Here is a 26,638-nt window from a genome sequence, read left to right on the forward strand (position 1 = left end):
ACGACTGTTTTCTGAAAGCACTTTGAGTGGCATTGAGTCTTTCTTGGCGCCGGTTCTGCAATGGGAGCGGCGCCAAGCGTGGAGCGTTCTGGGCTAAATGTCCAGAATATGCAGTGGGATCCCAGGCCCTTTCTGGCGCGGCCATAGATTGCGGTTCGCTGGCGTTCTCCGAATCTCGAAAGCGGTTTTGCGCCCTTATTTCAGAGACGCGAATTCGCAACAGTTGGATTTCGCTGCTTCCGAGAACTTTTGAATACGTGGCCCCTGGGTCAGACGCACGTATACTGAGAAACCCATGTGTTTACAGCCAAGCGATCTGTACTGCGGTATCTCTGGAAGTGAGAGAGCGGTGTGGCAGAAAATTTAGAAGTGGCTATCGGCGGCTCTTGAGCAGATTCTTAAGGGGCGAGCCCCCGAATTCCGAGATCGTGACATATCAGAAATCTGTCGCGGGTAGCCAAACCTGTTCACCTGCGGCTAGCAAGGTCGCCCCCACCGTTGCTGATCCTCCCGCGACACCAAGTAATGAATGAAGGCCCGGCATTCACCGATCAATCGGTCATTAGAAGGGTCAGCGTTTCAAGCCTGCGGTTCTGTCGATCGGTGATGTCGCTTCGGCTTCGCTGAGATCAGTCTCCCAGGTTCGGTTCACGAAGCCGAAGAACTCTCAAGAAGACCGGCCAGCGCGTTGGAGATCTGTACAATGGGACGTTCCTTTTAGTAGACGAATGAGAAATTCGTTAGTGGGCTTCACGACTGGCGCGCGGATTTCGTTAGTATCGATCATGGTGTCCTGCATTGACCCTCGTCGGCGGTTCGGACACGCCGCAGGGTGATGGCGAATTCGTCGCCCCCACGCGCGCCACCGTGTCGGCTTCTCCGATCAGAGGCGCAAGCCTGCGGCCGACCTCGCACAGCGACTGGTCCCCGGCTTCGTGACCGAGCGTGTCGTTGACCTGCTTGAAGCGGCCGAGGTCGAGTGCCAGCAGCGCGACGCTCGCCTGGTCGCGACGCTCCTGTCACTTTCTCCAACTGCTTGTTGAAATAGGCGCGGTTGGCGAGGCCGGTCAGCGTGCCATGATTGGCATGATATTCGGCATCGGCCTTGCCCTGCTCGAGAGCTGCCGTGGTGCGGCGCAGCCCACGCAGCAGGAGCAAAAGGATGACGCCGGCAATGGCCAGCGCGCCGATCATGGCGGGCAAGGTTTCTGTCAGAATCCGCGCACCCGGGCGATCTGGCCGCCAGATGAACCAGCCGACGGTCACCGCGACAATGTAGACAGGTGGAACTGGCGGTTGAGCAGCACTTCGCCGTTTAAGATATCGCCGAAGATGCCGACGTCGCATGCGCCGTCCCTTCCCATCAGTAAAAGCGGCGCATCTGCAAAGAGGCGCGCCGCATCTTCGCCGATGCGGGATTGGATGGAGTAACTCCTTCGAGCTTTTGCTCGCAGAGGCCGCCCAAAACGCTGCAAGCTGTGCCGAGAGATCGAGCGTCACGGGCTACTTGGTCGGCGCATTCTGGCGCTGGCGTCAGCCCCAAGGTCATCACGACGCTGCGGAATATCGCAGCGCGTGGGCTCGTCGGCTACGGTTGCCGAACCGTTAAGAAAGTCCCTCGCTTTTGTTGAAACATTTGGAGCGCATTTCCACGGCGAATTAAATCGAACACGCTAAAACCTCTCCCATAACGAACAAATATCCGGGAGACTGGTGGCATGGCATTGGCGTCAAAAAATATAAATATGAAACTCGGAGTTATTGGTAAGTTTCTTATCGTTGCGCAAATTCTTATTGTTTCAATGCTTATATCTGAGCGTGCGTACGCCTCTGATCGGCCGACTATGATTTCGTTTGGGCTTACCGATTCAGGATTGCCGCAGCTCAAGAACAAAAGAAAACCGAACAGAATAAGTAGTTCATTCGGACGCGTGAAGGTAAGTTCTGTAAATTACCTTGGCAGCGCACCGTATATTTGCACGCCCAGCGGATTTGGAAGTACCTCTCGCTGCTTCCGTCGCGACAGCATTTTGAAACTCGCGAGCAACGCAAATTGATACATTAAAGGGGGCGGGCGATTTCCTCCCGCTTCCCCTTGCGTTGAACGAACAAACAACCCATTCCACGTGACCCGTGGTATGCCGATAGGGGATATCAGTATTTCTGTTTGATCTTCTCGAGGTTGAGTGTGACGTAGTCCCCACTGCGCAGTTTCAGAAACTCGTCGCCAGGTTGCACCTCACTGTGGCGAAATACATACCAAGTGCCGCCAAGTGACTTCTTCTGAAAAATTACGCCTGCATTTTCCCTAAACAGAAAGCAGGAGAAGGCCGGCGATGTGCCGGCTTTGCTGCGCCATAGGGCACGAAAGCAGAGCTTTCCTTCATTCGACGCAAACCAATCGCCCTGTGCGTAAGAACTTTGAGCGCCCTTTCGCGTCCATGCAAGAAAGTGCTTGTCGGGCGAAAAGAAGCCGCCTCCATCCCGCCAGATCCAGGTACGACCTTTGTGTAGATCTTCCAGAGCAGCGCGGGACATCGGACGGGCCAAGGCGGCAGCCTTGTCGATCTCGATTTGCGAGGCCGCTTGCGCCAATCCTCCCGCCATCCCGGCAGCAATGACCGCGGTCAAGGTGAAAATTCGGAAAGTAGACATCATATCTTACCTATATGGTTAGAGCGTTAGTTGAGTACGTGATCGGCAACTCGCCAATCCGGACGGCTAACACCGTGCGGCCATGCATAGACTTCGAGATCGTTGAAATAGACGACAGCAGTCAGGTCCGGAAATTCCGTATGCGGCTTTGCAGCCTCTTGCGCCCAGTCCCGGACATAGTCGTCGTTACCTGCATAACCCAGCTCCGCGATTTTGATTGGCTTGCCGAAACCCTTCACGCGGTCATATCCAGGCTCTGTCCTTTCGACGAAAGTTGAATCCCGTCCCAGTGTGGCCTGGTCGTATTCCTGATAGCCGAAGACGGACAGGCCGATCACGTCCACATATTCGTCGCCAGGGTAGTAGGCCTCAAGACCCTCATCGCCCTTGGGTGACCACATGTACTGCGCATGTGGAAGCTCCTTACGGCACACCGTGACCGTCCGCCTATATGCGGCGATGAAGTCTGCGGGCTTCCAAAGGGCCCAGGTAAAATGCCCGAGCCTGTCTTCCATCTCCTGCCCCCAGCGAATGGTGATCGGGCTTTTCAATTTGGACGCTTCGGAGCAGACAGCCGCCATGTTCGCATCGTAGCGCCCATTCAATATGTCGCTCAGAAGCTGCTCGGGCGTAAGACGCCAATCCTTGTTCCAGGACCACGGCTCGACCGTGATCATCAGCTCACGCCCGCGTTCTTGGGCATAGCTATCGGCCAAGGTAAGCGTTTCAAGGTCAACGTCCTCCCAGGGAAGGAAGAGATGCTCGATTTTGGAATTCGGGTCGTTCGTGAAATCCCCATGGGGATCGTAGGCACCGAAAACCAGCGACTGCGGCGTGATGATAGGGCGCTTGTCGTGGAAATCCCCGCGAGTGTTCACGCTTGCGCCAGAAACACCGCTAGCCGCATTGACCGCGCCAGAAAGGGTAAACCCGCAAAGAAGGGCCGCCGTGACTTTTCCTAAGACGTTCATTTATCTACTCCTAGCTGCCTCGAGAGCGCTGTCATGGTGGACTATTTTCTTGAAAGAGAGGCCTTGATGTCACTTTGCGGTTGCGAGACGACGTCTTCCTTCGTCAGCTTGGCGAACTCCCCGTCCTTGTCCGACGTGGAACTACGGAAGACGTACCAACTGCCGTTCGGTTCTTTGCGTTGGTAGATCGTGCCATTGTAGACTCGGTGGCTAAAGCAGGTTTTGTTAGGGAATGCCCCGGTCGCGCTATGCCAGATTGCCTTTAGGCAGAGGAAACCGGTGTCGGTGACTATCCATCTGCCATCCGCCCAGGTCACGCCGTCTTTGCCATCGCTCCATGCCGAGAAACTGCGCCCCTCGTCGTTCATTCGGCCAGCGCCGTCAGACCACAGCCAGCTTTTGTCGCGGTAGATCATATAGAGTTCGACGCTGGTAAGGGCTTGCGCGTCGGGGGGAAGGATAACTGTCCCCTCGGCGATGACAGGCGTTGACACGACTGAGAATAAGGCCGAGGCGCCGACAAGCCTGCTCCATATACGCCCACCGCCGAATACGGACAGCAAGTGGTGAAATTCCTTCGCCATCGTGGTTCTCCGCTATGCCGCCGGTGCCGCCTTGGTCGCGCAGCGCACCTTCCGGACGGGGAGATCGATCGGTCGACCTCCCTGCGTGGCAACCGCGGTTTTCGCATTGGCACGGCCTACGGCTGACACCTGGAAACCAAGCCTTTCGGCCGCGCCCGGCTCGAAGGCATTGCGCAGGTCCACCAGAACCGGTTGGCGCATGAGCCGCCTAAGGCGAGCAAGGTCAAGGTGCTGGATGCTGTCCCATTCCGTCACCACCACGGCCGCATCGGCCCCCTGCACGCATTCGTAAGGGTCCTCGAATAAGGCGACATCTTCCAGAAGCGACTTTGCATTCTCCATTCCCACGGGATCGTGAGCGCGAATTTTGGCACCAAACCGCTGAAGGGTTTCAATCAGCGGCACGGAAGGTGCATCGCGCATGTCGTCTGTGTCCGGCTTGAACGTAAGGCCAAGCACCGCAACGCTCATGCCGCTGACATCGCCCCCCAGGGCATCCACGACCTTCAGTGCCATCTTGCGCTTGCGTGCCTCATTGGCGCTGACGGTTTCCTCGACGATACGCAGCGACACACCATAGTCCTGTGCGGTCCGCAGCAGCGCCAGCGTGTCCTTCGGGAAGCAGGAACCGCCATATCCAGGCCCAGCGTTCAGGAAACTGCGGCCGATGCGCTTGTCGAGCCCCACGCCAAGTGCCAGTTCGTTGACATTGCTGCCCACCTGCTCGCACAGATCAGCCAGTTCGTTGATGAAGGTGATCTTGGTCGCCAGGAAAGCGTTGGCGGCATACTTGATGAGTTCGGAGGTGCGGCGCCGCGTAACCACGATTGGAGCACTCTGTGCCGCGAGTGGGTCCGCATAGAGATCAACGAGCACGCCGCGCGCGTTTTCGTCCTCCACGCCGACGACCACGCGATCAGGCTGCAGAAAGTCTCCAATCGCCACGCCTTCACGCAGGAACTCAGGGTTTGATGCGACCGAGAAAGTGTCGTGCGGACGTGCGAGCGCAATGATCTTTTCCACCGCATCGCCCGTGCCTACGGGAACCGTAGACTTGACCACGACGACGGTGTTTTCGTCGATCAGCGGCGCAAGCTCGCGCGCCGCCATATAGACGAAAGACAGATCGGCGTCGCCGTGACCTGCGCGCGGCGGCGTGCCGACAGCGATGAACACCGCACGCGCATCCTTGACTGCCTCCGCCAGGTTGCAGGTGAAGGACAGCCGCCCGGCGGCACAGTTGCGCTCAACGAGTTCATCCAGTCCGGGTTCGTAGATTGGCATTCTGCCCTCGTTCAATCCCGTGATTTTCTGCACGTTCTTGTCTACGCAGACCACCTGATTGCCCCATTCGGCAAAGCAGGCTCCACTGACGAGGCCGACATATCCGGTTCCGACAATTACAATCTTCATCGTCTCGTCACGCCCTTGGCGCCCTTTCCGTTAAGGTGTTCAGTCGGCGTCGTTCGCTTGCCAGTGGGGGTTGAAAATGATCTTCCGCTGTTTCCGGCCATCCACGCCTGCGCCTGCGGCCGAATAGCGACTATCAAACAATCTGAAACTTGTGGTGCCCCATGTGAGGGCTTCGACGCCGGCTAGGCCGCGTTCGACGGTGGCAAGACTTGTGAGAGAGACAAGTCCCGCAACACACGCGGCAAGGGCAGGCCGATAGGAACGTGCCTGTACGCGCACTGTATTTTCACGTGCATGCTGAATCACGATTGTGAGCAGCAGCACCAAATAGAAGACGGCATTGATGATGGCGAAGACATAGAACCCGCGATTTTGATGTGCGTCCTCGATAAAAAGCACGGGCAGTATGGAGGCCAGCGCTACCACGCAGTAAGGCAGGAGAACACGGAAAGGAATCGGGTCGACCTCCGAACTACCCTTCGGGGTAACCCGAAAATCGACAAACGAGCCAGTGATCCAGTCACGCGTAGCGGCGAATGTTCCCGCAAGCACCCAGGGCCACCGGGCCAACAGGAAAAGCATCACTTCCCAGCTGAAAATCTTCCCGTCTATTGGGCGGAAGGTACCACTTGCCCGCCAACGATGGGCGAGGAAGAGGATCATCAGCGACTGCGGCACGAAGTGCATCAGAAAGTCGGGATAAGTGACGCTGACGAAGTTGTCGCCATACAACAGCACCATGACCGGCAGCAGGAACATCATCGCCAGGAAAAACGCATAGAGCGGATACCAGAGCTGCGAGAACAGGAACTGGATCTTCAGCCGCAACGGCAAGCGCCGGATCAACTGAGGCGTGTATTGTAGCAGGATCATGACGAGGCTTCGCGACCACTGGAACTCCTGCGTGACCAAATCGGTGAATGTGCGCGGTCCGTCGCCATGGGCGATGGCGTCGAGCGCGTGTGCGCCGCTCCAGCCATGTGCATTCATGAAAAGGGTGGTCGAATGGTCTTCTGCCAATTCCGGACCGAGTCCGCCGATCTGCTTCAGGGCAGCGGTCCGAACGGCATAGTGTGAGCCGATACAAACCGGAGCGAAGCCACCGTTGTATCCCGCTTGGAGCGAGCCATGCATGCTTGCTTCGACATAGAGCCGGCCACGCGCGGACCAGCTCTTGCCGGCGTTGCGGTCGCAGATGCTGGGCGCGGATACATAGCCCACAGCCGGATCGGCGAAGGGGCGCAACATGTGAAACAGGTAGTCTGGCTCAGGCACATGATCGGCATCGAGCTGCGCCACGAAGTCATAACGCTCATAGCCATAGTGATCGTAGAAGAACGCAAGATTGCCTTCCTTGCACCGTGTCCGTCGCGGCCACGACTGGCGATGATAGTCTGCCCGTCCTTTTCTGGTCGAAACATACACCCCGTGCCGCCGGCACCAGTCGAGCGTTTCCGGCAAAGGATCTTCATCCGCAAGCCACGTGTCATGCGGCACCCCCTGTGCCAGCATCGCGCGCAAGGTCTCCGCCACGACCTCAAACGGTTCCGACGGGGCTTTGGTCACCACCATTGCTACCCGGCTGCCGGCTGGAAGATGCAAGGGGCCGCTCGGCCGACGCGCATTGAAGAAAATGATGATGAAATACACCGGAAGGATCGTCACCCAGGCCAACAACGCGGTCACCAAGATGGAACCGGCAACGTTGACATGGTGCGCCGTCAAGAACCACCATTGCCAGAAATAGACCACCGCGGCAGCCCAGAGAACGACACCGGCGAGATACTCGATGCGTCGCCAGCCCGAAAAGATTGGCACCATCGAAGGTGTGCCCTGTTCTGCGCTCATTTTCGAGCTTCCAGCCCGAAGAAGGGAGCGGCGGTACGGATGATTGTCTCGAGATTCGAATATTGTGCCCAGAAACCCAGCTTCTCTCGGGCCATTCCCGGATCGGCATAAAGCGCAGGGGGATCGCCCGCGCGGCGCTGTCGCATCTCGACAGGTACATCACGACCCGTGATTTCGTGAATTGCATTGAGGATTTCACGGATCGAGGTGCCGCGGCCAGTTCCGAGATTGACCGCGAGGTTGGTCCCCCCACGCATGAGATGCTTCAGCGCCAACACATGCGCGCGCGCCAGATCGGTCACGTGAATATAGTCGCGGATACAGGTACCGTCCGCAGTGGCGTAGTCATCACCAAAAATCTCCAGGCGATCTATACGACCCGAAGCAGCCATCAGAGCACGCGGAATTATGTGGGTTTCGGGATCGTGTGCTTCACCGAGCTCACCTTCGGGATCGGCGCCGCATGCATTGAAATATCGCAAGGCCACGTAACGCAGGCCGTAGGCGGTCGCGTAATCGGCAAGCATGTGTTCCGCTATCAGCTTGGTGCGACCGTAAGGGTTGATGGGGGTCTGTGGCGCGTCTTCCCGGATCGGCAGTTCTGAAGGAATTCCGTAGGTTGCACAGCTCGACGAGAATATGACCTTGTCGATGCCGGCGCGACGACACGCCTCGATCAGCGAAAGCGTGCCGCCCACATTGTTACTGTAGTATTTCGCCGGATCCCCAACGGATTCCCCGACATAGGCGGACGCCGCGAAATGAATGACGGCGACGGGGGCATAGTCCTCGAGCGTTCGCGCCACCAGTTCAGTGTCGAGGACGTCACCCTCGACAAGAGGCCCCCAGCGCACCGAACTGGCGTGGCCGGTGGACAGGTTGTCATAGACGACGGGTTCGAAGCCACCAGCGTGCAGAAGCTTGGCTGTATGGCTGCCAATGAAACCGGCACCACCTGCGACGAGAACGGTCCGAGTTGACATCACGCCACCTCTGCGAAGGCTCCGGCGGATCGGGCCAGCAGGCGTTCGAAATAGGCGATCGTCGACTTGAGACCGTAGGCCAGCTGAATGCTCGGCTCCCAGTTCAGCTCGCGCTTTGCCACAGAGATATCCGGTCGGCGCTGGCGCGGATCGTCCACCGGCAGCGGAAGATAGACTATCTTCGAAGACGAGCCGGTCAGCGCAATGACCTTCTCTGCCAGTTCAGCCACGGTGAATTCACCTGGATTGCCGAGATTGACCGGCGCGTCCAAGCTGGCCGGCGCCCGCATGAGGCGGACGAAACCCTCGATCAGGTCGTCGACGTAGCAGAAGGAACGCGTCTGCGCGCCGTCGCCGTAGATGGTAATATCGTCGCCCTTGAGCGCCTGAACGATGAAGTTGGACACTACCCGCCCGTCATCCGCCCGCATATGCGGACCATAAGTGTTGAAGATGCGGGCGATCTTGGTCTGGACGCCGTATTGTTGATGGAAGTCGTGGAAAAGCGCTTCGGCGCAGCGCTTGCCCTCGTCGTAGCAGGAACGTGGACCGAACGGATTTACATTGCCCCAATAGCTCTCGGGCTGCGGATGAACATGGGGATCTCCGTAGACTTCCGAGGTGGAGGCCTGAAAAATGCGGGCGTTTGAGCGTGCGGCCAGCTCAAGCAGATTGAGCGAACCCAGGACGCTTGTCTTCGTCGTGTGGATCGGGTCTGCCTGATAGTGCGGAGGAGAAGCAGGGCAGGCAAGATTGTAGATTTCGTCGATCGGCAGGTCGATTGGCTCAACGATATCGTGGCGAACGAAGCTGAATGCGTCGAAACGCAGGAGATGACGCAGATTCTCCAGGCGGCCAGTCGAGAAGTTGTCGATGCAGATAACTTCTTGCCCGTCATTGAGCAGGCGCTCGCACAAATGGGAGCCGAGGAAACCGGCGCCGCCAGCCACGAGGATTCTGCGCTTGGATTGATTTTGGCGCGGATTCCTACCCGCTCCCTGGAACGCACCCAATATACACCCCCCACTACTTGCGGAGACCATTGCAGTATTCACAAAGGCAGGGTCGACCGCTCGCAAATTAACTCATATATGCAGTATATTTTGAAATCAATCTGCAATGAGTACTTGGGGAAAATGTATAAGAAGCAATTCGGCGAGTCGTTATCGGGAAATCCGGAAACTTGTCTGGCTGTCCATTTCTGTCCACGGGGCATGCATTGGCCTACTGCCAGCTTTTCGGACACGCAGTTAAGGTAACACATGGCTTGTCGCGCGAACGCGATGGCGTAGAGTGTCGTCGCTGAGAGTCGATGTAATCGAACGTCCGCCCTGGCGTCATCCCTCGTCCCTTAAACCTTGTCCGCGACGGGTTCGGTCTTGAGCGACGAGAAGGAGCTCCCCATCGCAGCATTGTCCCAGACATCGCCGGCCCTGCTCATCGAGAATATGATGCCATGGTCCGCCATCGGCCGCCGGAACTGTTCGCTGCTATTTTGCGATCCACGATCCGAGTCATGCAGCAAGCTGTGGAGATTGCCTCTACGCCAGATCGCCATGATGAGAGCGTCGGTGACGAACTGGGCCGTCATCTCCAACTTCGGAAACTCCGGAACCCGCGCAGCACGTTTTTGTGTAGATCAAAATCGCCGGCCGCCTGCGCCAATGCGACACCTCGGACGTATCTCGATACGCCCTGCGCCGAAGCCCTCGCCCTTGTCCCGAATTCCCGCCGGCAGAACGCTTTCGAGTAAAAGCTGAAAGGCGTTAGTGGAAGCAGAGCGTCCTCAGCCAGCTTTCAAAGCTCGCCTGTTCTTGCTCATTGGGAGGCTGGTGAGCGAGTCCGTGAACTTCTACAGAGCCTGTGTGCCTACGGACCATACTGGGGCTGTATCCGAACTTCTGGCTGAAGGCTCTGCTGAAATTAGCTGCGGAATCGAAGCACGCGGCATTTGCGATATCCAGTATCCGGTTTGAATTATTGGGGTCACTCAAAGCGGCGTGTGCTGCAAGCAAGCGCCTCGAGCGGATGTAGTTCAGGACACCGCCATAGGTTTCGAAAAGCTCGTAAAGCTTGGTGCGAGAGATAGCGAGCTCGCGGCTCAGGGCGTCAGCCGTCAGGTCTGGAGATGCCAGATTGTTTTGGACGAAGCGCCGTGCGCGAGCCATCAACCCAATCTGAGTGGTCTGATCATTTACATCCTCTCCCCTGCCCAGAAGAGGCGAGACGCTGTCAATTATCATCTCTCGGACATGGCCTATGATCTTCGGCAAATCCTCGGCCGTGAGACGGTCCAGATTGGCTTCAAGGCTATTCGTGTAGTCGATCAGCAGCTTTGAAAGGCTGCCATCAAGAACGGTGTTGTTAGCTCGTAACATTCCTCCATGGTCGATAAAGAGGTCAGACGGCAGAATTAATGACACCGATGACGCCTCAAGCGTGCGTCCCCGAAAGGGATAGCCAAGCCACCGGATCTCCAATTTGCCTGGCTCGTTTTCTGCGACGCGTCCGTCAACGCCTGTCCACGTTTTCCCCGAACGCAGAAAGGATACTTGCCAATGGTCGATGGGGCTGAAACGTAACTTGCTGGCTGATCGCTCATAGCTCAAAGCAGGGGTCGATTGCTGCACGAGCAGCATGCCGCCTAGGTTCCACACAATGTGGTCGGCCACAAACGGGGCTTCTGGCGATACGGCGTCAGGCAACTGAACATCCATCAGCGGCGCCATGTGATCTTCCCACGCTGAAAATTGTCTGCCGAGTGCAACATCACGCGTTGAAAGGCGCAGAGGCGTCAATGCCGGCGGAACATATGGTACATCACCCGACAGTTGGGGCAGGCGCGGCCACTGGCGGCGCTCCACGAATGCAGAATGTTCCGTGGTCGAGTTTTCCTCGCTGGAATTCACGGCAAGGCCCTTCACTTCTTAACCCCACGCCAAATCAATAATAGCGCTTCATGAATCTTGGCTGAAGAATGCTCTTTGCAAGGTTGCGCTAACGCTGCACGTTCGGAATATATCACCCTTGTTGTTGCCATCTTCAATGCGTTTCCGCAGCTGGCCGCCCCGCGTTTCCGGGAAACTCCTGGATTAAGTCGACTCTCGAAGAGCCATCTCTCCGAGGCGCTAGCTGATAATGAGTTGGGCGGCCACGCCGTAATCCTGAAGCGCAATGGTCACGAGTAGCGCGGCCGAGATGGGGACACCGAAGGGAACGACGCGCTGGCGGTTCAGTCGCTTGATATAGGCGTGGAATGCAGGCGACGGCAGCAACATCGGATTGCGCACGATGGCTGCTGTGACCAGTGCGAAGACCAGCAGCGCCAAGGCAAAGACCAGCAAATCGGCCCCACCCGAGACAAACGGCGCCACGGCCACCAGCTTGACGTCGCCGGCGCCGATCTTCTTCAGCAGCCAAAATGGAAACAACAGCACGAAGAGCAAGGCGCCTGCGATCGCGCTCAGTCCAAGGTTCCACCAGGAGCTTTCGGCCAAGGCGGCGAGAAACAGCGATGCCGAGCGAGTGCCGGCGCTAGTCGGCCAATCTGTGCCCGAGTGAACAAGGGGCGTGAGAGACTATTTTCGAATCGGGAAGCGCTGCTTCATACCGTCAAAGTGACGCTCAACGAACGTCCATGACATGTATGCCACGGTGATAGTCAGCGCGGTCATCACGGCGAAGGTCCACCAGGTTTTGGCGTAGAGTACGGGCCAGCAATCGGCAGCGAGCCACCAGAGCGGCAAGTGGAAGACATAGGCACCGTAGCTGACCCGACTTGCGAACTTGGTAAAGCCATTGTTGAGCAGGAAACCGATAGGGCCACGGAAGCCCGCATAGGCCCCGGCAACGATCGACACCAATGGATAGATAACGAACAATCGATAGGGCGCGGACTGACCAAAACCTGACCAGAGGTAGAACGGCGTCAGAATAACGAGTACCGACATCGCGATGTTGGCGGGATGCCGCAAGACGGCTTGTAGTTCCTTATTGTCCTTCCCAAGGGCGAGTAGACCGCCGGCGGCTATAGGGTCGAAGGCTGACACAATGCCAACCCATCCGTCGAGGCCGAAGTGTGGCGCGTTGACCCGCACGAATATGCTGAGCACCATCGCGGCGACAAACAGAACGGCGAGTCCCGATCTCGACAGGAAAAACACGGCGATCGGGCACAGCAGATAGAACTGTTCGAGTGTGTTGAGGCTCCAGAGGTGAGCCGCAACCCATGGCGACCACGTCTTGTTCATCATGAAATAGAGGTTCGACAGCTGCAGCGCGTGCCATGGCAGGCTGGCCCGGATGCCGTCCATATTGAAGATCGCGGCCGCTAGGAAGGTAAGAGCTAGCGGTGGGAAGAGCCGCAGGATTCGGCGAATGTAGAAATTCTGGATGTTGAAGGTGCCGCCGATCGCTAATTCGCGGGTGAGCATGAGTGTGATGAGGAAGCCGCTGACCACGAAGAACATTGAGACGCGGACATACTCGATGGTAGGGCCGACTTCCCAGAAGTGGACGTAGAAGACCGCCAACATGGCGATCGTCCGCAGCCCATCGATCTGACCCCGCCGATCGGCAGACTGAGTATTGCCCACAGCTATCGGCGGGACTGAGTGTATCTCGCCCGCACCAAGGTCAACTTCCCGAAGCATTGCAGTGTCTAAAGCCCCACTCCCAATATCTGACAGTAAAAATCATCTATGCCGCCGAATTGCAATGGCATTACTACTACGGAGTCAGAAATTCATGGTCCGCTGGTTAGAAATGGGGCATATGATCGTATGGTTTTGTCCGCGATGCCCCGAGCGAAGCACGTGCTGTGCATCACAGCGCCAAATAATCCAGAACCTTTGCGTCGTTTGACGCAGTAAGACTAGGGGGGCACCCCTCATCAACTGCCAATCCTGCTCAGCGCGCGGCGAAACTGATGCCACCGAGATTAACAACATGCCGAGGAGCAGCACCGCAGCCCGACGGCGGCAAGGACGTCCTCAGGGTTCTCGATGGACACTAGGAACATCGCCCTGAATGCGGTGTCGCTGCCGAAGCAAGGCATCGATCTCTTGTTGCATTTTGGACATGGCGGTCGCATCCGATACCTTAATCGAAATGAAATTAAACGATTGCCGGGTTGCGCGGAGCACGCGGCTCTTTGCCGTCAAAAGCGGAATGAACACGACATCGTCTTGGCTGCGGCCGGCTGCTGCCTATCCCTTTTGTCGAGCGCCGATGAGGGTGAACGATACGTCGCCAAACCGCGAACACCTCGGGTGGTGGTGGTTTTGCTCGGCAGCAGAAGTCGAAGCGGCAGGGTGGAGACCCGTTGCGGTAACCGCAATCGACCGGGCTCTTCGATATGAAGGTCCTGAGGATGAGTGGCCTCAGTTCTCAATCCGCTGTACGCAGTTGGTCGGAGCAACGCTGTCTCGAGCGGTAGTGCTTAATGGCATCGCAACTCCCCGCTCATCACGGAAAATCCCGGCAGCTCATGCAACGCTGTGGGTGGTGGGTGAGCTGACGCGGTGATTGCTGGGTGGTTACTTTTCTGACGATTTGTCTTGTGTCAGATCGCATTTGTTGGCGCGCACCCACCATTTTCCTCCTTGTTATCAATGACCTGCTCTCTTATTGGGAGTTAGAGACGAGATCGCTGGACGGCTTCCAAGTCACGATTAAGTCACCCGCTAGGTAGCCTGAATCCGCGGTGTCTCGCTCGCGTGCGGCCCTTGCCTTTCCGAAACGGCGTCAAAACGTCCACGTTAAGATGGCGTTCTCGGCAACAGAGAGGCCAAAACGATTTTTGCGTCACGGCGGCCAGACCTTACCCTTCCGGATGACTTTGACGCCATGCCATCAGCCAAAGCGCGAAATTGAGTAGCAACAGACACGATGCCAACCTGTGCGTCACCTCCAGGATAGACGGTCAAGGGAAGCGTCTTGTCACGGACAATTCAACGGGTCCGGCGAACTCCGCCCGAGGGGACGGATGCACTGAGATTCTCGACTTTGGACGGGCTTCGCGGCATCGCCGCGCTAGCGGTCTTGCAGCTCCATGCTCAAAGCTTGTTTGGCCGACACCTCCGATCAAGCTACCTCGCCGTCGATCTTTTCTTTTTGCTGAGCGGCTTGGTTTTATCACACGCCTACGAAGAACGACTTAAGCGAGGTATGTCAGTCAGGCGATTTATGCTCATCCGCATCGTGCGCCTGTACCCGCTTTACATTCTCGGGACTCTTGTTGGCGCGGCCTTCCTTCTTGCAAGTCATGTGTTCGGAACGTCGGAATATTCGCTCGTGGGCATAGCGATCTCTCTTGTATTTTCTGTCCTTTTTATGCCAACCCCAGCGGGCGTTTTTTTCGGTGACATATCTCTCTACCCCTTTGTCTACCCGGCGTGGTCGCTGTTCTTCAAGCTTGTGGCCAATTACCTGTATTCAGTGACTTTGCCCGCGCAGGCGACTCGATTCCTTATGTCAGTCGTGGGTCTTGGGGCGGTTCTGTTGATTTGGTCGGCTTTTCGGTTCGAGGGTCTGGATGCCGGTATCTCTTGGAGCGGTTTTTCTGGCGGTTTCGCTCGCGTTATATTTTCATTTTTCCTTGGCGTCCTGCTCTTCAGGTTCCCGCTGACTTGGCGAGGGAACGGTCTCCATGCTGTGCTGTGCGTCGTTGTCCTGATCCCAATCTTTGCAGTGCCGGTCAGCAAGGATTATCGGGCAATTTTCGATCTCGCGGTTGTGATTTTTGTTTTCCCTGTCTTGGCTGCCATTGCGGCCGCCTCAGAGGGCAGCCTTCGATTTCGGCAGTGTTTTGCTTTGCTAGGCAATTCTTCCTATGCGATCTACGCGGTCCACGCTCCTGTGCTCTGGTGGACCACTAGGGTCTCGTCCAGGGTCTTTGGTGTGCAATTGACTGATCTGGCTCCGGCGTCAGGGGGCGCCGTCTTGGTCATGCTATTGCTCCTCGCATTTGCCTTGGACCGATACTATGACAGGCCGGTGAGGCGGATTCTGATGCGGCGATTAAGTGATAGCAAACTGCCGGACCAGAACAGCGTAAGTCGTAGGCTCGGCGTAGAGGGCGAGAAGAGCAGCTGGTAAATCCGCGTAGGTTTGCACCTGAGAATGAATCTCAGTTAGAAAACTCGTTGTAAATCAGCGCGTTAGAATAGCGAAATCGCGACAATATCAAAGTTGGTTGGTTTTTCGCGATAGCTATGATCCTGGCGCACTGCGGGTAGGATTGCGCCTGCGATACAGGACAACAAAAAAGCCCGCCGGAGCGGGCCTCGAATTGATCGATGGATCAGTACTATCTTTTCTTGAATCTTGGAATCACGATCGGAGCGTCGATGATGTCGGATCTGCGGAAAAACCGGCTGACGTTGCCGCAATTATCGTAGATTGGATGCACACCGATTTTTGCGAAAAGATCCAGGATCACGATCGGATGCGTCTCGTAGAATGAGGCCACTTCGGAAACTGGGATGTGCTCGGTTCGGAATGCATCAATCGATGCTACGGTCACAACGGTCTGCCGGCGATTGTTGAATGGATTGTTGATGACGCCAGTTTCGAGCAGCCCTTTGTCAATGAGGTAAGGAATGGTCGTCGCCTTGACGTGCATGTAGACTGAGGCATCTCGTTGGCTCATGACGTTGTTGCTGGCGATGTCGCTCAGGGTTGCGCGGATGGACGAAAAATAGGCGATCGCTTCGTCCAGATCAAACCTGAGGGAGTCTAGGCGGTGTCCATGGTTCGGTTTCGCTGCAACGCCACTTATGCGTCCGCTCATGACGGCGGAGAGGACATCCTCCACGTCGCAGAAAGCCTTCTGGCAAACCGTCACTATCGTCGACAACGAGCTCAAATCTTCTGAGATCGCGACATTGGCAAAGAGGTGGGTCCGGAAATCATCAAGGTCTTCTCGACGGATCCGGGAGTAGTTGCGAATTCCGTCGCGGGCCTCTACGCGGCGGAGCAGTCCGGCCTGCAAAATTCTGGACATCACACGCTCGGTCGCACCTAGTTCTCGCTTGGCTTCCTGGCTCGTGATCGTCCGGCTTGCGGCAACGAGGATGTCATGAGCCTTTTCTGCATCGAAGTAGATGCGGGCGTGCGAAGATGTGTCGTCTTCGATCAGTCCGGCTTGCTTGACCAAGGTTAAGGTCCTGTCGGCGAACAGGCCGTATTCGATGCTGGCTGATTTCACGCTATGCAAATATCTGCGCCGTACGGGGACGAAGCACATTTCGCCGGGGCCGTACGGCAGGTTGCGTTCCGCGATGTCCTGGAATAGCTCGAGAACCTCCGCGAACTCAGGCTCGTGCGAATTGTTACGCAGCCAGCGTCCCAATGATCCGAACAGAAACCTCGCCCTTCCTTTCGGACGCTCCCTTTCAATGATCCAGGCGACCGTGCTGCGAATCTTTAGCTCCCCTTGCCGAGCGAGGAAGAAACCGATCTCGCGGGATGGCGCGGAGCGCAGGTCGGGCGGGAGGAGTGAGAGTGCTGGCGGGTGACGTTTTACGAAGCGCCCGAGGTGTGTACAGAGGTCGATTGCGACATGGGCTTCGAAGCGGTCAAGATACTGTTCCTGCAGAATGCCGCTGATGCGATCTTCCACATAGCTGTCGAGCGCGACTGGAAAGTCGGCGACAGTAGCAGCCGCCTGATGCTCGATCTCGCCAAGATTGGCGGCAACGAAACGGCAGAAGCTGTCACCTGTCCTCGCCGTCGTGGGTTTCTCGACCAAAGGGCAACGATGTCGGGTGCAATTCCTAACCGCGCGGGTTAGCCATCCAACCCGCACGTAAGGGCGGGAAACATGCCGGCACCGGCCTGTTTCCATGTCGTTTACGACGCACATCGGACAGTATCGGAAGCGGTTTCCGCGTCTCACTCCCTTGTTGAAGATGGCTGCACCGAGTTGCCAGTCGAGTCGTCGAAGCATGGTGGTGACGCGATACCTTGCCAGCAGAGTCGGATCGTCTCCTGACCAATGTGATAGTCGCGCGATTGACTGCGATTCGCCGCGTTCGAGACCCCTAGCGTCGATCCCTGTCATGGACATGAAAAGCTTCATCGACGAGAAGCCGTTGGCCGCGCTCAATCGATCACAGAGGCTTTCGGGAATTTCATCGGGATGGAATACGACAGGGACGGGGAGTACCATAGCCTCAGTCCTCCATCATCGATGCGAGAGACATCTTGGGATCAATGTCCCGGAAATTCTCAGCGAGGAAGATGTTGTCACTGGGGTCGCAGCCGGTGGCGATCTGGTATTCCTTGGCAAAATGTCGGATGGTCAGCACAGTTCTGTTCCGCTCGAGCGCCCGGAAGCTGGCTGACTGGATCATCTCAATCATGGTGCCCCAGGCGCCGCTGGTGGCCAAGCACAAGCGCTCGCGGAACTCGTCGCATACCAGGTCGGCACTGAGCTCAAGACCACAGCCGATCCCCGCGACCTGCTTGATCAGATGCGCGACCCACTCGGTGTCGACCGGGAACTCCATGGGATGAAAAGGAATGACATTGGACCGGCGACGGATCTGATCGTCCTCCCGCATCTTCTCGATCTTCGGCATCCCGCTGAGGATGATGTGGAGCGGCCAGTCCTCGATGTCCAACATCGACTTCAACAGATCCTGCACGGCTTCGAACGTCACCCGGGTGTTGGACCGGACTGTGTGCTGGAGCTCGTCGAGATGAAGGCAATGGACCCTTCGTTCCTTGAACTGAAGGCGCATGAATTCGGTCATCTGAGTCTCGTTTCCCTCGTGTGGCAGGTTCATCGCCTCCAGCACCGCAACCACCAGGTCCTTTGTCGTACACCTCTTAGGGAGCTTAATGCTGATCAGCGGGTGGACCGTCTCTCCATGTTCGTTCTCGTAGGTCTGGAAATCGGACACCTGCTTGAACGCGTGTTTCAAGGCCCACGATTTCCCCGTTCCGGCAGGTCCGATGATGAAGATTCCACGACGAGGCGATGCCGCGCCTGCATGAAAGTCATGGATGTTGCTGACGACGTAACTCATCGCGGCAGCAATCTCGTCGTCCTTTCCGCTCTCGATGTACGTGTTGCGTACCCGGACCCTGAGCGATTGAAGCTCATCCTCACCAGGCGCTCTTCCATTGATCATCAGTCGTCATCCCGTTTGGCGCGGTCAAATTTGGAAGTTTTCGGAGCCGGCGTTGGCGCAGGCTTGAGTTCGGTCGATCGACCAACGGTTCCGCCACGCAGATCGTCCGGGGGTGGGAGCAGAGGAACGTCCGGCTTGATTGTTGCGCCTGAGGATGGAGCGACGATGAAATTCCGGTAGAGTTCTTTGCGTTGCTTCTCGATTTTGGCGGCCGACGGCACCACGGGGTCTAGCCCGGCACGCAGGGTTGCAGCCTTGCCGTTTTCACGGTTTAACAGAATGAAGTCGCGCATCGCGACGTAGTTCTCTTCGGTTTCCCTGCGGTTCTGCGCCAAGTCTTCCTTGCGGGCTTCCGCCCACTCGCGCTCAGTCAGATCCGGAGGAAGATCGATGGTGTTCTCAACCTCGGCCCATCCACCATCGCTGCCCTTGACCAGGATGCTGTTGAGGTAGCCAAGGTCCGAAATGATATCGAACGGCTTCTGGCCGCGTTCCATGTGCTGCTCGACGAGCCATTCGTTGTTGTACGGGATTCCATACTTGACGATCCCGTATCTTCCGATTGTTGCCTTGTCCGGCTTCCCGAAGGCACGGATAAGGTCCATCCGGTGGGGAGGCCGCATCCACCCATAGCCCTCGACGGCATCCACCAGTGCGTTGTGCGGGCTTCGGCCGCCGAGTGCGCTATGGCCTTTGACATTGTAGTAGTCGCAGATGCCGTGAATGATGATCTCGGCGAACTCTGCGGCGGCCAACGAGGCGTGCGCCTTGGGATCGTAGTCACCTTTTTCGGCGATGCTGCGGAATGTACGGCCGTCGAAAAATTGCGTGAACATAGGCCCGATCGTATGGAACACGCTCTCGATATGCGGGCGCTTTTTCGGTTCACCAGTCTTCGGTCGCGTGACTTCGATCCGCAGTGCCCGAAAAGCGTCGGCGGTCTCTTCCGCAAGAAACGCGGAACCATTGTCCATATACGCGGTGCCGCTCGGCTTGACCTTTCCGATCCATGGGATCTGTGCGCCGACGTAGTCCGAGATGTGGGTCTTGTCGCTCATGACGAGCCGCAGCGTGTCCAGGGCCGCCTGCGCATTGGGGCTCGGCGCCGCCTTCGCGGCCAGCGGGTAGCGTGTCGCGACGTCGACCACCATGACGATCCAGAGGCGAATCTTCTTCAGGATCGCGCGCTGCTCAGCCGTGATTGTGTCGAGCATCCCCACCATAGCCCAGACCGCCTCCAGATCGGTCTTGAGCTCGTCGATCTCAATGCGCTGGCCGAGCAGGATCTCATCGTGGCTTCTGAGATTCGGCGCGAAATGCTTGAGGGCGGCTGTCAAGCCTTCGCGGGCTAACATCACGTCAAAGGCCGGGAAGGAGTCGATGATCTCGTAGAACTTTGTCTTCTTAAATTCCTGATACTGGAGCTTTTTTTCGGACTTGCGAAGCTCATTCGCCTTGTGAAGCGCGGCGCGATACCCCTCGAACACGTCCTTCTTGCGCGGTTTCAAGCGGGACATGAAGTTGCGCGCTTCGATAACCGCGAAGTTCAGGCTTTCCGCAGTGAAAGTGGGGGTCTTCTGGCCCGGTCCGGTGTATCTCGGGAGGATTGCCAGGATGTTCCGATCGTACTTCAGCCACCGCCTGTACAGGCGGTTGAACGTCGAGACGGAAGGCGCGGTGATGTTGTTGACGGTGTCCGACCGGGCGGGGCCGAGCAGCTTCTTCCATTGGGGGGCGATCCACGTCTGGAAAGTTTTGCTTGATCGGGGGTGGTGACCGCCGATCAGGCACTCCTCATCGTACCTCAGGAAGAGCTGTTCTCGCAGCCTAGCGATCCTCCGAACTTTTTCGCAGAATTCGGCGAACGTCCTTCCGTTAAATAGGAGTTCGAGGAACTGCACCTCCGGCCTGTTGCCGCCGTAGGTGGCGTGATAGGTAGGAACGTTGCTGCAAAATAGGTTCTTGAACACCGTTAAAAAATTGGACTGGTGGGTATTGCAAGAAACATCAGGCTATGCCCGGCGTGTACGAATCCTGGCCGTGGATACTGTCCAGCATCCAGTCGGCGCACTATTGGAAAACGCCCTGTTCGACATCTTAATCCTTTGGCCGTGTTCCCTCTACTTTCGATTTCGGTGCCTGGACCCTCTGGTACCTCACTCGGGCAATGATGGATCCGTCGCCTGGCTGCGGCCCCCAAATCGATGCTCGCTGACGGAAGCTGAATCTAGGATTCGATCTCGCCTTTAGACGTGGCCTTTCTCACTGTGTCGCCACGTTCGCCCGCTGCGAAACAATCCTGCTATTGGGGGCGTGTGTCATCGGCAGGTAGATCAGAAACATGCAAGGGACGGGAGGCTGTTGGCGACGATCTGGAAAGATTGAGTCCTGCACTTCGGGTGTCCTGCAGGGATTCGCTGCATTCGCAGAACCGTCGAAATGGGACCGATGACACACCGCAGCTGTCCATTGTAAGTTGGACTGAGCAAAGCCAGTGCGTGCGAATCCACCAACCGCGATTGCTGTCGTGCGGCGTTGGCTCCCTTGCCCAATTTACGTGGGATCTAGATTTCACCGGCGAGCTCAAAAAAGCTCGCCACAATGCAATTGAAGGAAATGACCAAGGGGAGGAAGGGAGGGGCTTCTGCGTTATGATACTTAGTCACTAGACTGTTGACTGTGCCCGCCAACCTCGACCAAAACGAATCCTTCGCTGACGGTCTGTGCGGCGCAAGAGACTTAATCCCTGGAAATGCATCGTCCCATGTAGTCCAAGGCCAAAGAAGCCGCACTGAATTGCGCTCACCCGAGGCCGGGCTGCCGACCCTAAGGCCGGTCTCCTTACCTTGTGGCGGTCGTCCGAAGACCGAAGCGCCTCTCTCGAGGCAGCGAAAATGTGATCGACAACTTTGGGCTGTGAGGTGTCGCACAGAGAGGAAGTGGCTACGCCTGAATCCAGAATCGGATGTGCAGCAATGCTGCGTGAGCGTACTTGCGGCCACCTGAGCGGGGTGTGAACCTCGGCTGTCGTTCCAACATGCACCCCGACCAACGCCGACCTCTGAGTATGTGTCGCGCCTTCGCATCCCCGGAACTTGCATAGCGCTTCTCCGCGCTTCCCTCCGCGGGAGGCTTCCAGACGGCGTTTGGGTTAGTCCGATCAGACGCTCTAGCAATCGACGAGGCGCGGCGTCGCACGCTAGGGAATTCGAGTTGCTCCGTCGATGGCACGTTGCTCCGGCCAAGGCTCGAAGGCGTCACGCCCAGTAGCCTCAACGACTTCCGGAAGGGATATTCATCTTGTCGCCCAGCGGCTGTTCGACCTGTCAGAAGATCTCGGTCGGCTAGGAGAGCGAGACGATCAGTTCCGCTGCCGCATGGGCGCGGCGACGAACTTTTGCGTGGCAATCGCGCGCCTGACCCACGTGAGCGACCGCAAGCCGCCGCGCCGGCGCGGGACATCTTCATACCCGACCTGCGAATTGATCGGTTCAAGGTGAAGAGCCGGAATTTCCATTGCCATGGTCGCAGTCCGCCCGAAGCAGAATCTCGGTGGAGTGCCCTCGGATTGTTTCAGCGACGGATACAGACCGAGAACAGCCGGGAAGCGACACCTATTCGATGACGAATCGTGGAACATGCCGCAGGAATTCCTTCCTTTTCCGGGTACCAAGCTGAACGCCTACAAGCAATAACTATCGTCATTGTAATCGACACAGCGGGGGCAAGATGAGTAATGAAGAAAGAGACGACGTGCTCGACATCTGTGATGTGGAAGCGCTTCCGGACTACGCGGCGCTTCGGCAGGTAAAAGATGCTCTATGGAAGCTCGGGGATGTCCATGGCGCGGCCGTAATGGTTGGAGCAGGGTTTAGCCGATTTGCGAAATTGGCCGCCGCTACAACGCCGCAGGCGCCGCTATGGAGTACTTTTAGGGACGCAATGTTGCAGGATCTCTATCCTGGGACAGAAGGCCCTTCAGACCCATTGATACTTGCCGAAGAGTATCGCTCGACTTTGGGACATGGAGCGCTTGAAGGGATTATCCGTAAGCACGTTCGTGATACCGAGTGGGAACCCAGCGACCTGCACGGCAATTTGCTCCGCCTCCCCTGGTCCGATGTTCTGACAACCAACTGGGATACGTTGCTTGAACGGTCCGCGGCGTCAGACCCGGATACTTCCTATGATGTCGTTCGTGTCACGGCAGATATCGCCCGTGCGCGCAGACCCAGAATCGTAAAGCTCCACGGTAGCATGCCGTCGCATCTGCCCTTCATCTTCACCGAAGAGGATTTTCGCACTTATCCCGAGCGGTTCGCGCCTTTCGTGAATCTCGCTCAGCAGGCTCTGCTTGAAAACGAACTGTGTCTGGTCGGTTTTTCCGGAGAGGACCCCAATTTTCTGAAATGGGCCGGGTGGGTCAGAGACAAACTGGGCACTGCGGCAAGGCCTATCAGGCTGATCGGCGTTCTTGATCTTGCTCCATCAAGACGGCGTCTCTTTGAGGCGCGAAACATCACGCCAATCGATCTGGCTCCGCTGGTCCAACATGTGCCGTCAGAGGATCGCCATCGCAGAGCGATGGAGATCCTCCTAGAATACCTCTGGCAAGCGCGTCCATCAGCAAACGTCGAATGGGAATGGACGGCAGAGGAAGACTACAACTTAGACTCGGCCAAGGATTCGGAAGCGAAAGTGTCCCTCTTGACGAGCATCTGGCGTCAGGACCGCGAGCGTCATCCTGGATGGTTGGTCACACCGTATTATCAACGATACCGCAATCGATTTGGCATTCAGAATACGTTTCAGTTGCTGGCCAATGAACTACCTAATGTAACGCCGGCCACACGAGCTTCCATGCTTTTTGAGGTCGTGTGGAGGTGGAACACGCTCTACTGGACATTGCCACCGTTTTTAGAGGAGATCGCGGAAAAGGCCTTAAGTTCGGAAGAGGATAGCAGACTTCCCCAAGACCACCGCGCGCTTCTCCACATGTCGCTGGTACGCGAGGCGCGGCAACGACGGGATTGGTCGGCGTTTGAAAAGCGCATCGAACGTCTCAACTCTTTACCAGGCGAGGATGCCAAGAACGCGTGTGTCTACGAAGCCTGCCTCCGCGCTCGGGATGAACTGAACTACAGGTATCTCCTCGAGAATGCCCCCTTACTTGATGGTCACGACCCTATTTGGATGCTTCGCCGAGCAGCTTTACTGGCGGAGATACTTCAGACTGAAGCTGCGGCAAGGGCCGCGCAAGCGGCCTATAAGGAAATACGTCGCCGCCGCTCGCAAGACCGTCGAAGCCTATGGCTTCTTTCGCGGGAAGCATGGGCATCTTTCATGATGCGAAGCGCATGGCCTGCACTTAGGACTGCGACGTCCCAAAGTGATCGTCCGGACTGGCCTCTCGCCTACAAAGGAGCAGATGCGGACCCTTGGGATGAACTAAGCTCCATCACCGATTCACTGGCAGAGATAGATCGGAAAAGGCGAACTGAAGAGGGAGAGAAGCAGCCACTTTTTGATCCAGGGGTATACCGGATCAATTCAGGGGTGCGTTTCGTGAGCAATGCCGTCCCGCAGCCTTACGAGCAGCTTGTCTATCTGTCGGAGCATGTCGGACTGCCGCTGCGTCTTGGACATAGCGAGATACTAGGTCGCCGTTGGGCGAGAGCGATTTCAGCTATTGATGACGCCAATCTGCCGTGGTTGGCCATGAGGTCGATCATCTCGCACGACTATGAGCTTTTGGAGGAGCATTTCAGCCGTCTCGCCGTGGCAAGACTTGGACATGCCGATGTCGATGCGATGGTAGACTGCCTGCGGAGTGCCATCGCATTTGGACGAGCGCAGATAGCTCGCGAAGATTGCGTGGCCGACTGGGCAAGCCGGCTCAAGATCATGTGCGAATTACTGTCGCGCTTATGTATGAGACTCGATGGCGACCGAGCGATCGAATGCTTTCAGTTGGGATCGTCTCTTCTATCCGACCCGTCCATTCGGCACTGGTGGGTACTCAAAGGGATCGGCAGCCTCTTAACCAGGAGCATTCAAGCTCTTCAACCCGAAAGGCGTCACGAGATTGCTCTCGATGTCCTTCACCTACCTTTGCCTAACGAAGCCAAATTTGCCGGGATCGAAAGGGACTTTCCGGAGGCATCAGAACTGCTCGAGGCAAAAGTCTGGGCAGCGCGGGAGCGTACTCATAGCTGGAAGTCTCGTATTGCTCATCTGCTGGATCAGAGCAAAGGCGGGGACCGTGAGTCGCGCCGCCACGCAATTTTTCGACTATTGCGATTGTTCGAAGCTGGCGTCCTGACGGATAAAGAGGCAGAGGAATTTGGGCAAGGGTTGTGGCTTGGAACCGCTCCACATCAAACCTCGGTCGAATCTGGCCTACTGCCTCATGTATTTCTGAGGCTGCCAAGCCCAGACCCCAGGCTGCCAATTCGACATTTTGCAGAGCTTGTCCAGAAGATCGCGGATGGATCATACGACGCAGATTTGCTCGTCTCTCTTCATAGCGCGTCTTACACATTGCAGGGCGAGTATAGTCTGTATCAGCTGGATCTATTTACGGCTCAAACGATACTGGGGAGTCTGTTGAAGTGGCAACCTAAACCCGTTGGCCGGCGAACGGCTTTTGATTTTGAGGAAGTTCGCGACAATGAGCACACGGAGCGCGCGATCGCCCGCGTCCTTTCGTCAACCATCTTGCCATGCGTTCCCACCGAGGCTGTGGATGATCCCACTTCCGATGCTATCTTCAGGCGGGTAGCTGATGGCTCGATGCCCTCGCTCCTTTTGGCTCTGCCGGCACTCGTGGACCGCAATCCTTCGCAGGCCGAAAAAGCTCATAAGGCGATTCGCGCGGGGATGCTGAGTGGAAGGTCGCGCCCTGTCGAGGCTGCCCTCAACGCAGTATTCTTGCTTGTTCAACGTCGAGAAAGCGACGGAACACCAATCCCGGAAATGCTCGTTTCAGAAGTTGTAACCTTATGCTTTATGCGGCGCGGGCCAGGCCTTGTGTCCGCGCTAAGGGTCGCCACCAAATTGGTAGAGTCGAAGGCTGTGCCAGAGGGCGAACGCAATCGGCTTGTCGAGGGGATAGAACTCATACGCACCGAAACGGCATACGGCGACACTGGGAAGACCAGTCACGCCGGTCAGATGTCGGGTTAATACGCCGCAGCGCGGTCCAGCTTTGCGCGGCTCTCAAAAATGCTGGTGAAACCGCCGCTGTCGTCGATGAATGGCCGCCGGGCTCGCTGTGGCTCGGCTTTCTCGTCGGCGCGCTTGGGGGCATGGCCGTGGCTGCGGTGATGGCGCTGCTTTGCGTGCGTCTTGGGCTCAACCAGATCGTCATCGGCATCGCGCTGACGCTCGGGCTCGAAGGGCTGACTGCGCTTCTGCATCACTTCCAGTTCTCGCGCAGCTATCCACGCCTGCCAGCGGCCGACAAGATGCCGATCCCGCTGCTGGCCGACATTCCGGTGCTGGGGCCGGCGCTCTTCCAGCATCACCTCATCGTCTACTTCGCCGTCGCGCTGGTATTCGTGATGATCTACATCTACCGCCGCACTCAGCTGGGCCTCAATCTTCAGGCTGCCGGTGACAAGCCAGCCGCGCTCGACGTCGCCGGCATCAATGTCATCCGAACCCGCACCACCGCGGTGCTGACCACCGGCGCACTCGCTGGTCTCGGCGGTGCTTATCTCGCCAATGTCGGCGCGGGCATCTTCATTCCGTTCATCACCAATGGCGCGGGCTTCCTCGGCATCGTTCTGGCAATGCTGGCGCGCGGCCGGCCGCTCTGGGTGCTGTTCGGGGCGCTGCTGTTCGGCGTCTGCCTGTCGCTCACCACTGCTATGCAGGTTGCCGGCATCAACATGCCGACGGATGTGATCCAGATGCTGCCGTTCCTGGCGGTAATTATCATGCTGGTGCTGTTCGGGCGTAAGGCAAGCCTGCCGGCCGCACTTGGCCTGCCATATGAGCGCGGTGCGCGCTGACGCCAACAACAAACAATCGGGATGCGGCGA

19 protein-coding genes and 2 pseudogenes are annotated in these 26,638 nt (G+C 57.2%); 6 read left to right on the top strand and 15 right to left on the bottom strand.

Going from position 1 to position 26,638, the window contains the following annotated elements; translation table 11 throughout:
• Positions 1-773 precede the first annotated feature (773 nt).
• On the bottom strand, positions 774-989 hold the full coding sequence (locus M2281_RS10870; protein WP_342394259.1) for a diguanylate cyclase domain-containing protein: 216 nt from the start codon (positions 987-989) through the stop codon (positions 774-776).
• Between M2281_RS10870 and M2281_RS10875 the strand changes: the two genes are divergently transcribed.
• Together M2281_RS10875 and M2281_RS10880 are read left to right on the top strand one after the other, a co-directional pair.
• Positions 952-1,431, top strand: coding sequence for a hypothetical protein (locus M2281_RS10875; protein WP_280821196.1), 480 nt, complete (start codon positions 952-954; stop codon positions 1,429-1,431). The two genes, M2281_RS10870 and M2281_RS10875, sit on opposite strands and share 38 nt — an antisense overlap.
• A 287-nt stretch (positions 1,432-1,718) precedes the next feature.
• On the top strand, positions 1,719-2,057 hold the full coding sequence (locus tag M2281_RS10880) for a hypothetical protein (RefSeq protein WP_280821197.1): 339 nt from the start codon (positions 1,719-1,721) through the stop codon (positions 2,055-2,057).
• Between the two features lie 97 nt (positions 2,058-2,154).
• Here M2281_RS10880 and M2281_RS10885 read toward each other — a convergent pair whose 3' ends face one another.
• The 11 genes and pseudogenes from M2281_RS10885 to M2281_RS10935 form a co-directional block, all read right to left on the bottom strand.
• On the bottom strand, positions 2,155-2,658 hold the full coding sequence (locus M2281_RS10885; RefSeq protein WP_280821198.1) for a DUF995 domain-containing protein: 504 nt from the start codon (positions 2,656-2,658) through the stop codon (positions 2,155-2,157).
• Positions 2,659-2,681: 23 nt separating this feature from the next.
• Positions 2,682-3,626: a glycoside hydrolase family 26 protein gene (locus M2281_RS10890; protein ID WP_280821199.1), complete on the bottom strand. Its 945-nt coding sequence runs from the start codon at positions 3,624-3,626 to the stop codon at positions 2,682-2,684.
• Between the two features lie 41 nt (positions 3,627-3,667).
• Positions 3,668-4,210 carry a DUF995 domain-containing protein gene (locus M2281_RS10895; protein WP_280821200.1) on the bottom strand — a complete coding sequence of 181 codons (543 nt, stop codon included), beginning with the start codon at positions 4,208-4,210 and terminating at the stop codon, positions 3,668-3,670.
• Positions 4,211-4,222: 12 nt separating this feature from the next.
• Positions 4,223-5,623, bottom strand: coding sequence for a UDP-glucose dehydrogenase family protein (locus M2281_RS10900; RefSeq protein WP_280821201.1), 1,401 nt, complete (start codon positions 5,621-5,623; stop codon positions 4,223-4,225).
• Between the two features lie 39 nt (positions 5,624-5,662).
• Positions 5,663-7,471 (bottom strand): glycosyltransferase family 2 protein, encoded by a 1,809-nt coding sequence (locus tag M2281_RS10905; RefSeq protein WP_280821202.1) that lies wholly within the window; start codon positions 7,469-7,471, stop codon positions 5,663-5,665.
• Positions 7,468-8,454 (bottom strand): UDP-glucose 4-epimerase GalE, encoded by a 987-nt coding sequence (gene galE / locus M2281_RS10910; RefSeq protein WP_280821203.1) that lies wholly within the window; start codon positions 8,452-8,454, stop codon positions 7,468-7,470. Before galE ends, M2281_RS10905 begins: the two co-directional genes overlap by 4 nt.
• Positions 8,454-9,533, bottom strand: coding sequence for a UDP-glucuronic acid decarboxylase family protein (locus M2281_RS10915; RefSeq protein WP_280821204.1), 1,080 nt, complete (start codon positions 9,531-9,533; stop codon positions 8,454-8,456). Before M2281_RS10915 ends, galE begins: the two co-directional genes overlap by 1 nt.
• Positions 9,534-9,678: 145 nt before the next feature.
• Positions 9,679-10,048, bottom strand: a pseudogene (locus M2281_RS10920) (hypothetical protein); the annotation flags it as partial.
• 172 nt (positions 10,049-10,220) lie between these two features.
• Complete coding sequence (locus M2281_RS10925; RefSeq protein ID WP_280821205.1) at positions 10,221-11,378, bottom strand: helix-turn-helix transcriptional regulator; 1,158 nt, start codon at positions 11,376-11,378, stop codon at positions 10,221-10,223.
• 204 nt (positions 11,379-11,582) lie between these two features.
• A complete protein-coding gene (locus tag M2281_RS10930; protein WP_280821206.1) occupies positions 11,583-11,900 on the bottom strand; it encodes a hypothetical protein in 318 nt (105 codons plus the stop codon).
• Positions 11,901-12,032: 132 nt separating this feature from the next.
• Positions 12,033-13,106: an acyltransferase family protein gene (locus tag M2281_RS10935; protein WP_280821207.1), complete on the bottom strand. Its 1,074-nt coding sequence runs from the start codon at positions 13,104-13,106 to the stop codon at positions 12,033-12,035.
• A gap of 1,354 nt (positions 13,107-14,460) precedes the next feature.
• Between M2281_RS10935 and M2281_RS10940 the strand changes: the two genes are divergently transcribed.
• A complete protein-coding gene (locus M2281_RS10940; RefSeq protein WP_280821208.1) occupies positions 14,461-15,552 on the top strand; it encodes an acyltransferase family protein in 1,092 nt (363 codons plus the stop codon).
• Positions 15,553-15,763: 211 nt separating this feature from the next.
• Here the strand turns inward: M2281_RS10940 and M2281_RS10945 are convergent, their stop codons facing one another.
• From M2281_RS10945 to M2281_RS10955, 3 genes are read right to left on the bottom strand one after another with little or no spacing between them, the layout of a single operon-like run.
• Entirely contained in the window at positions 15,764-17,626 is a 1,863-nt protein-coding gene (locus tag M2281_RS10945) for a TniQ family protein (RefSeq protein WP_280821209.1), read from the bottom strand.
• A gap of 4 nt (positions 17,627-17,630) precedes the next feature.
• Positions 17,631-18,593: an ATP-binding protein gene (locus tag M2281_RS10950; protein WP_280821210.1), complete on the bottom strand. Its 963-nt coding sequence runs from the start codon at positions 18,591-18,593 to the stop codon at positions 17,631-17,633.
• Positions 18,593-20,563, bottom strand: coding sequence for an integrase (locus M2281_RS10955; RefSeq protein ID WP_280821211.1), 1,971 nt, complete (start codon positions 20,561-20,563; stop codon positions 18,593-18,595). The genes M2281_RS10950 and M2281_RS10955 overlap by 1 nt, the downstream gene beginning before the upstream one ends.
• Positions 20,564-21,877: 1,314 nt before the next feature.
• Here M2281_RS10955 and M2281_RS29190 point away from each other — a divergent pair.
• From M2281_RS29190 to M2281_RS10965, 3 genes and pseudogenes are all read left to right on the top strand, one after another.
• A pseudogene (locus M2281_RS29190) lies at positions 21,878-22,110 on the top strand (OB-fold nucleic acid binding domain-containing protein); the annotation flags it as partial.
• 212 nt (positions 22,111-22,322) lie between these two features.
• Positions 22,323-25,778, top strand: a complete 3,456-nt coding sequence (locus M2281_RS10960) for an SIR2 family NAD-dependent protein deacylase (RefSeq protein ID WP_280821212.1) — start codon at positions 22,323-22,325, stop codon at positions 25,776-25,778.
• The gene (locus M2281_RS10965; protein ID WP_280821833.1) at positions 25,778-26,608 is read left to right on the top strand and encodes an ABC transporter permease; all 831 of its coding nucleotides are present in this window, start codon (positions 25,778-25,780) and stop codon (positions 26,606-26,608) included. Before M2281_RS10960 ends, M2281_RS10965 begins: the two co-directional genes overlap by 1 nt.
• Positions 26,609-26,638 lie beyond the last annotated feature (30 nt).

This window comes from Pseudaminobacter soli (ex Li et al. 2025) (assembly GCF_029892515.1).
Lineage (GTDB): Bacteria > Pseudomonadota > Alphaproteobacteria > Rhizobiales > Rhizobiaceae > Pseudaminobacter > Pseudaminobacter soli_A.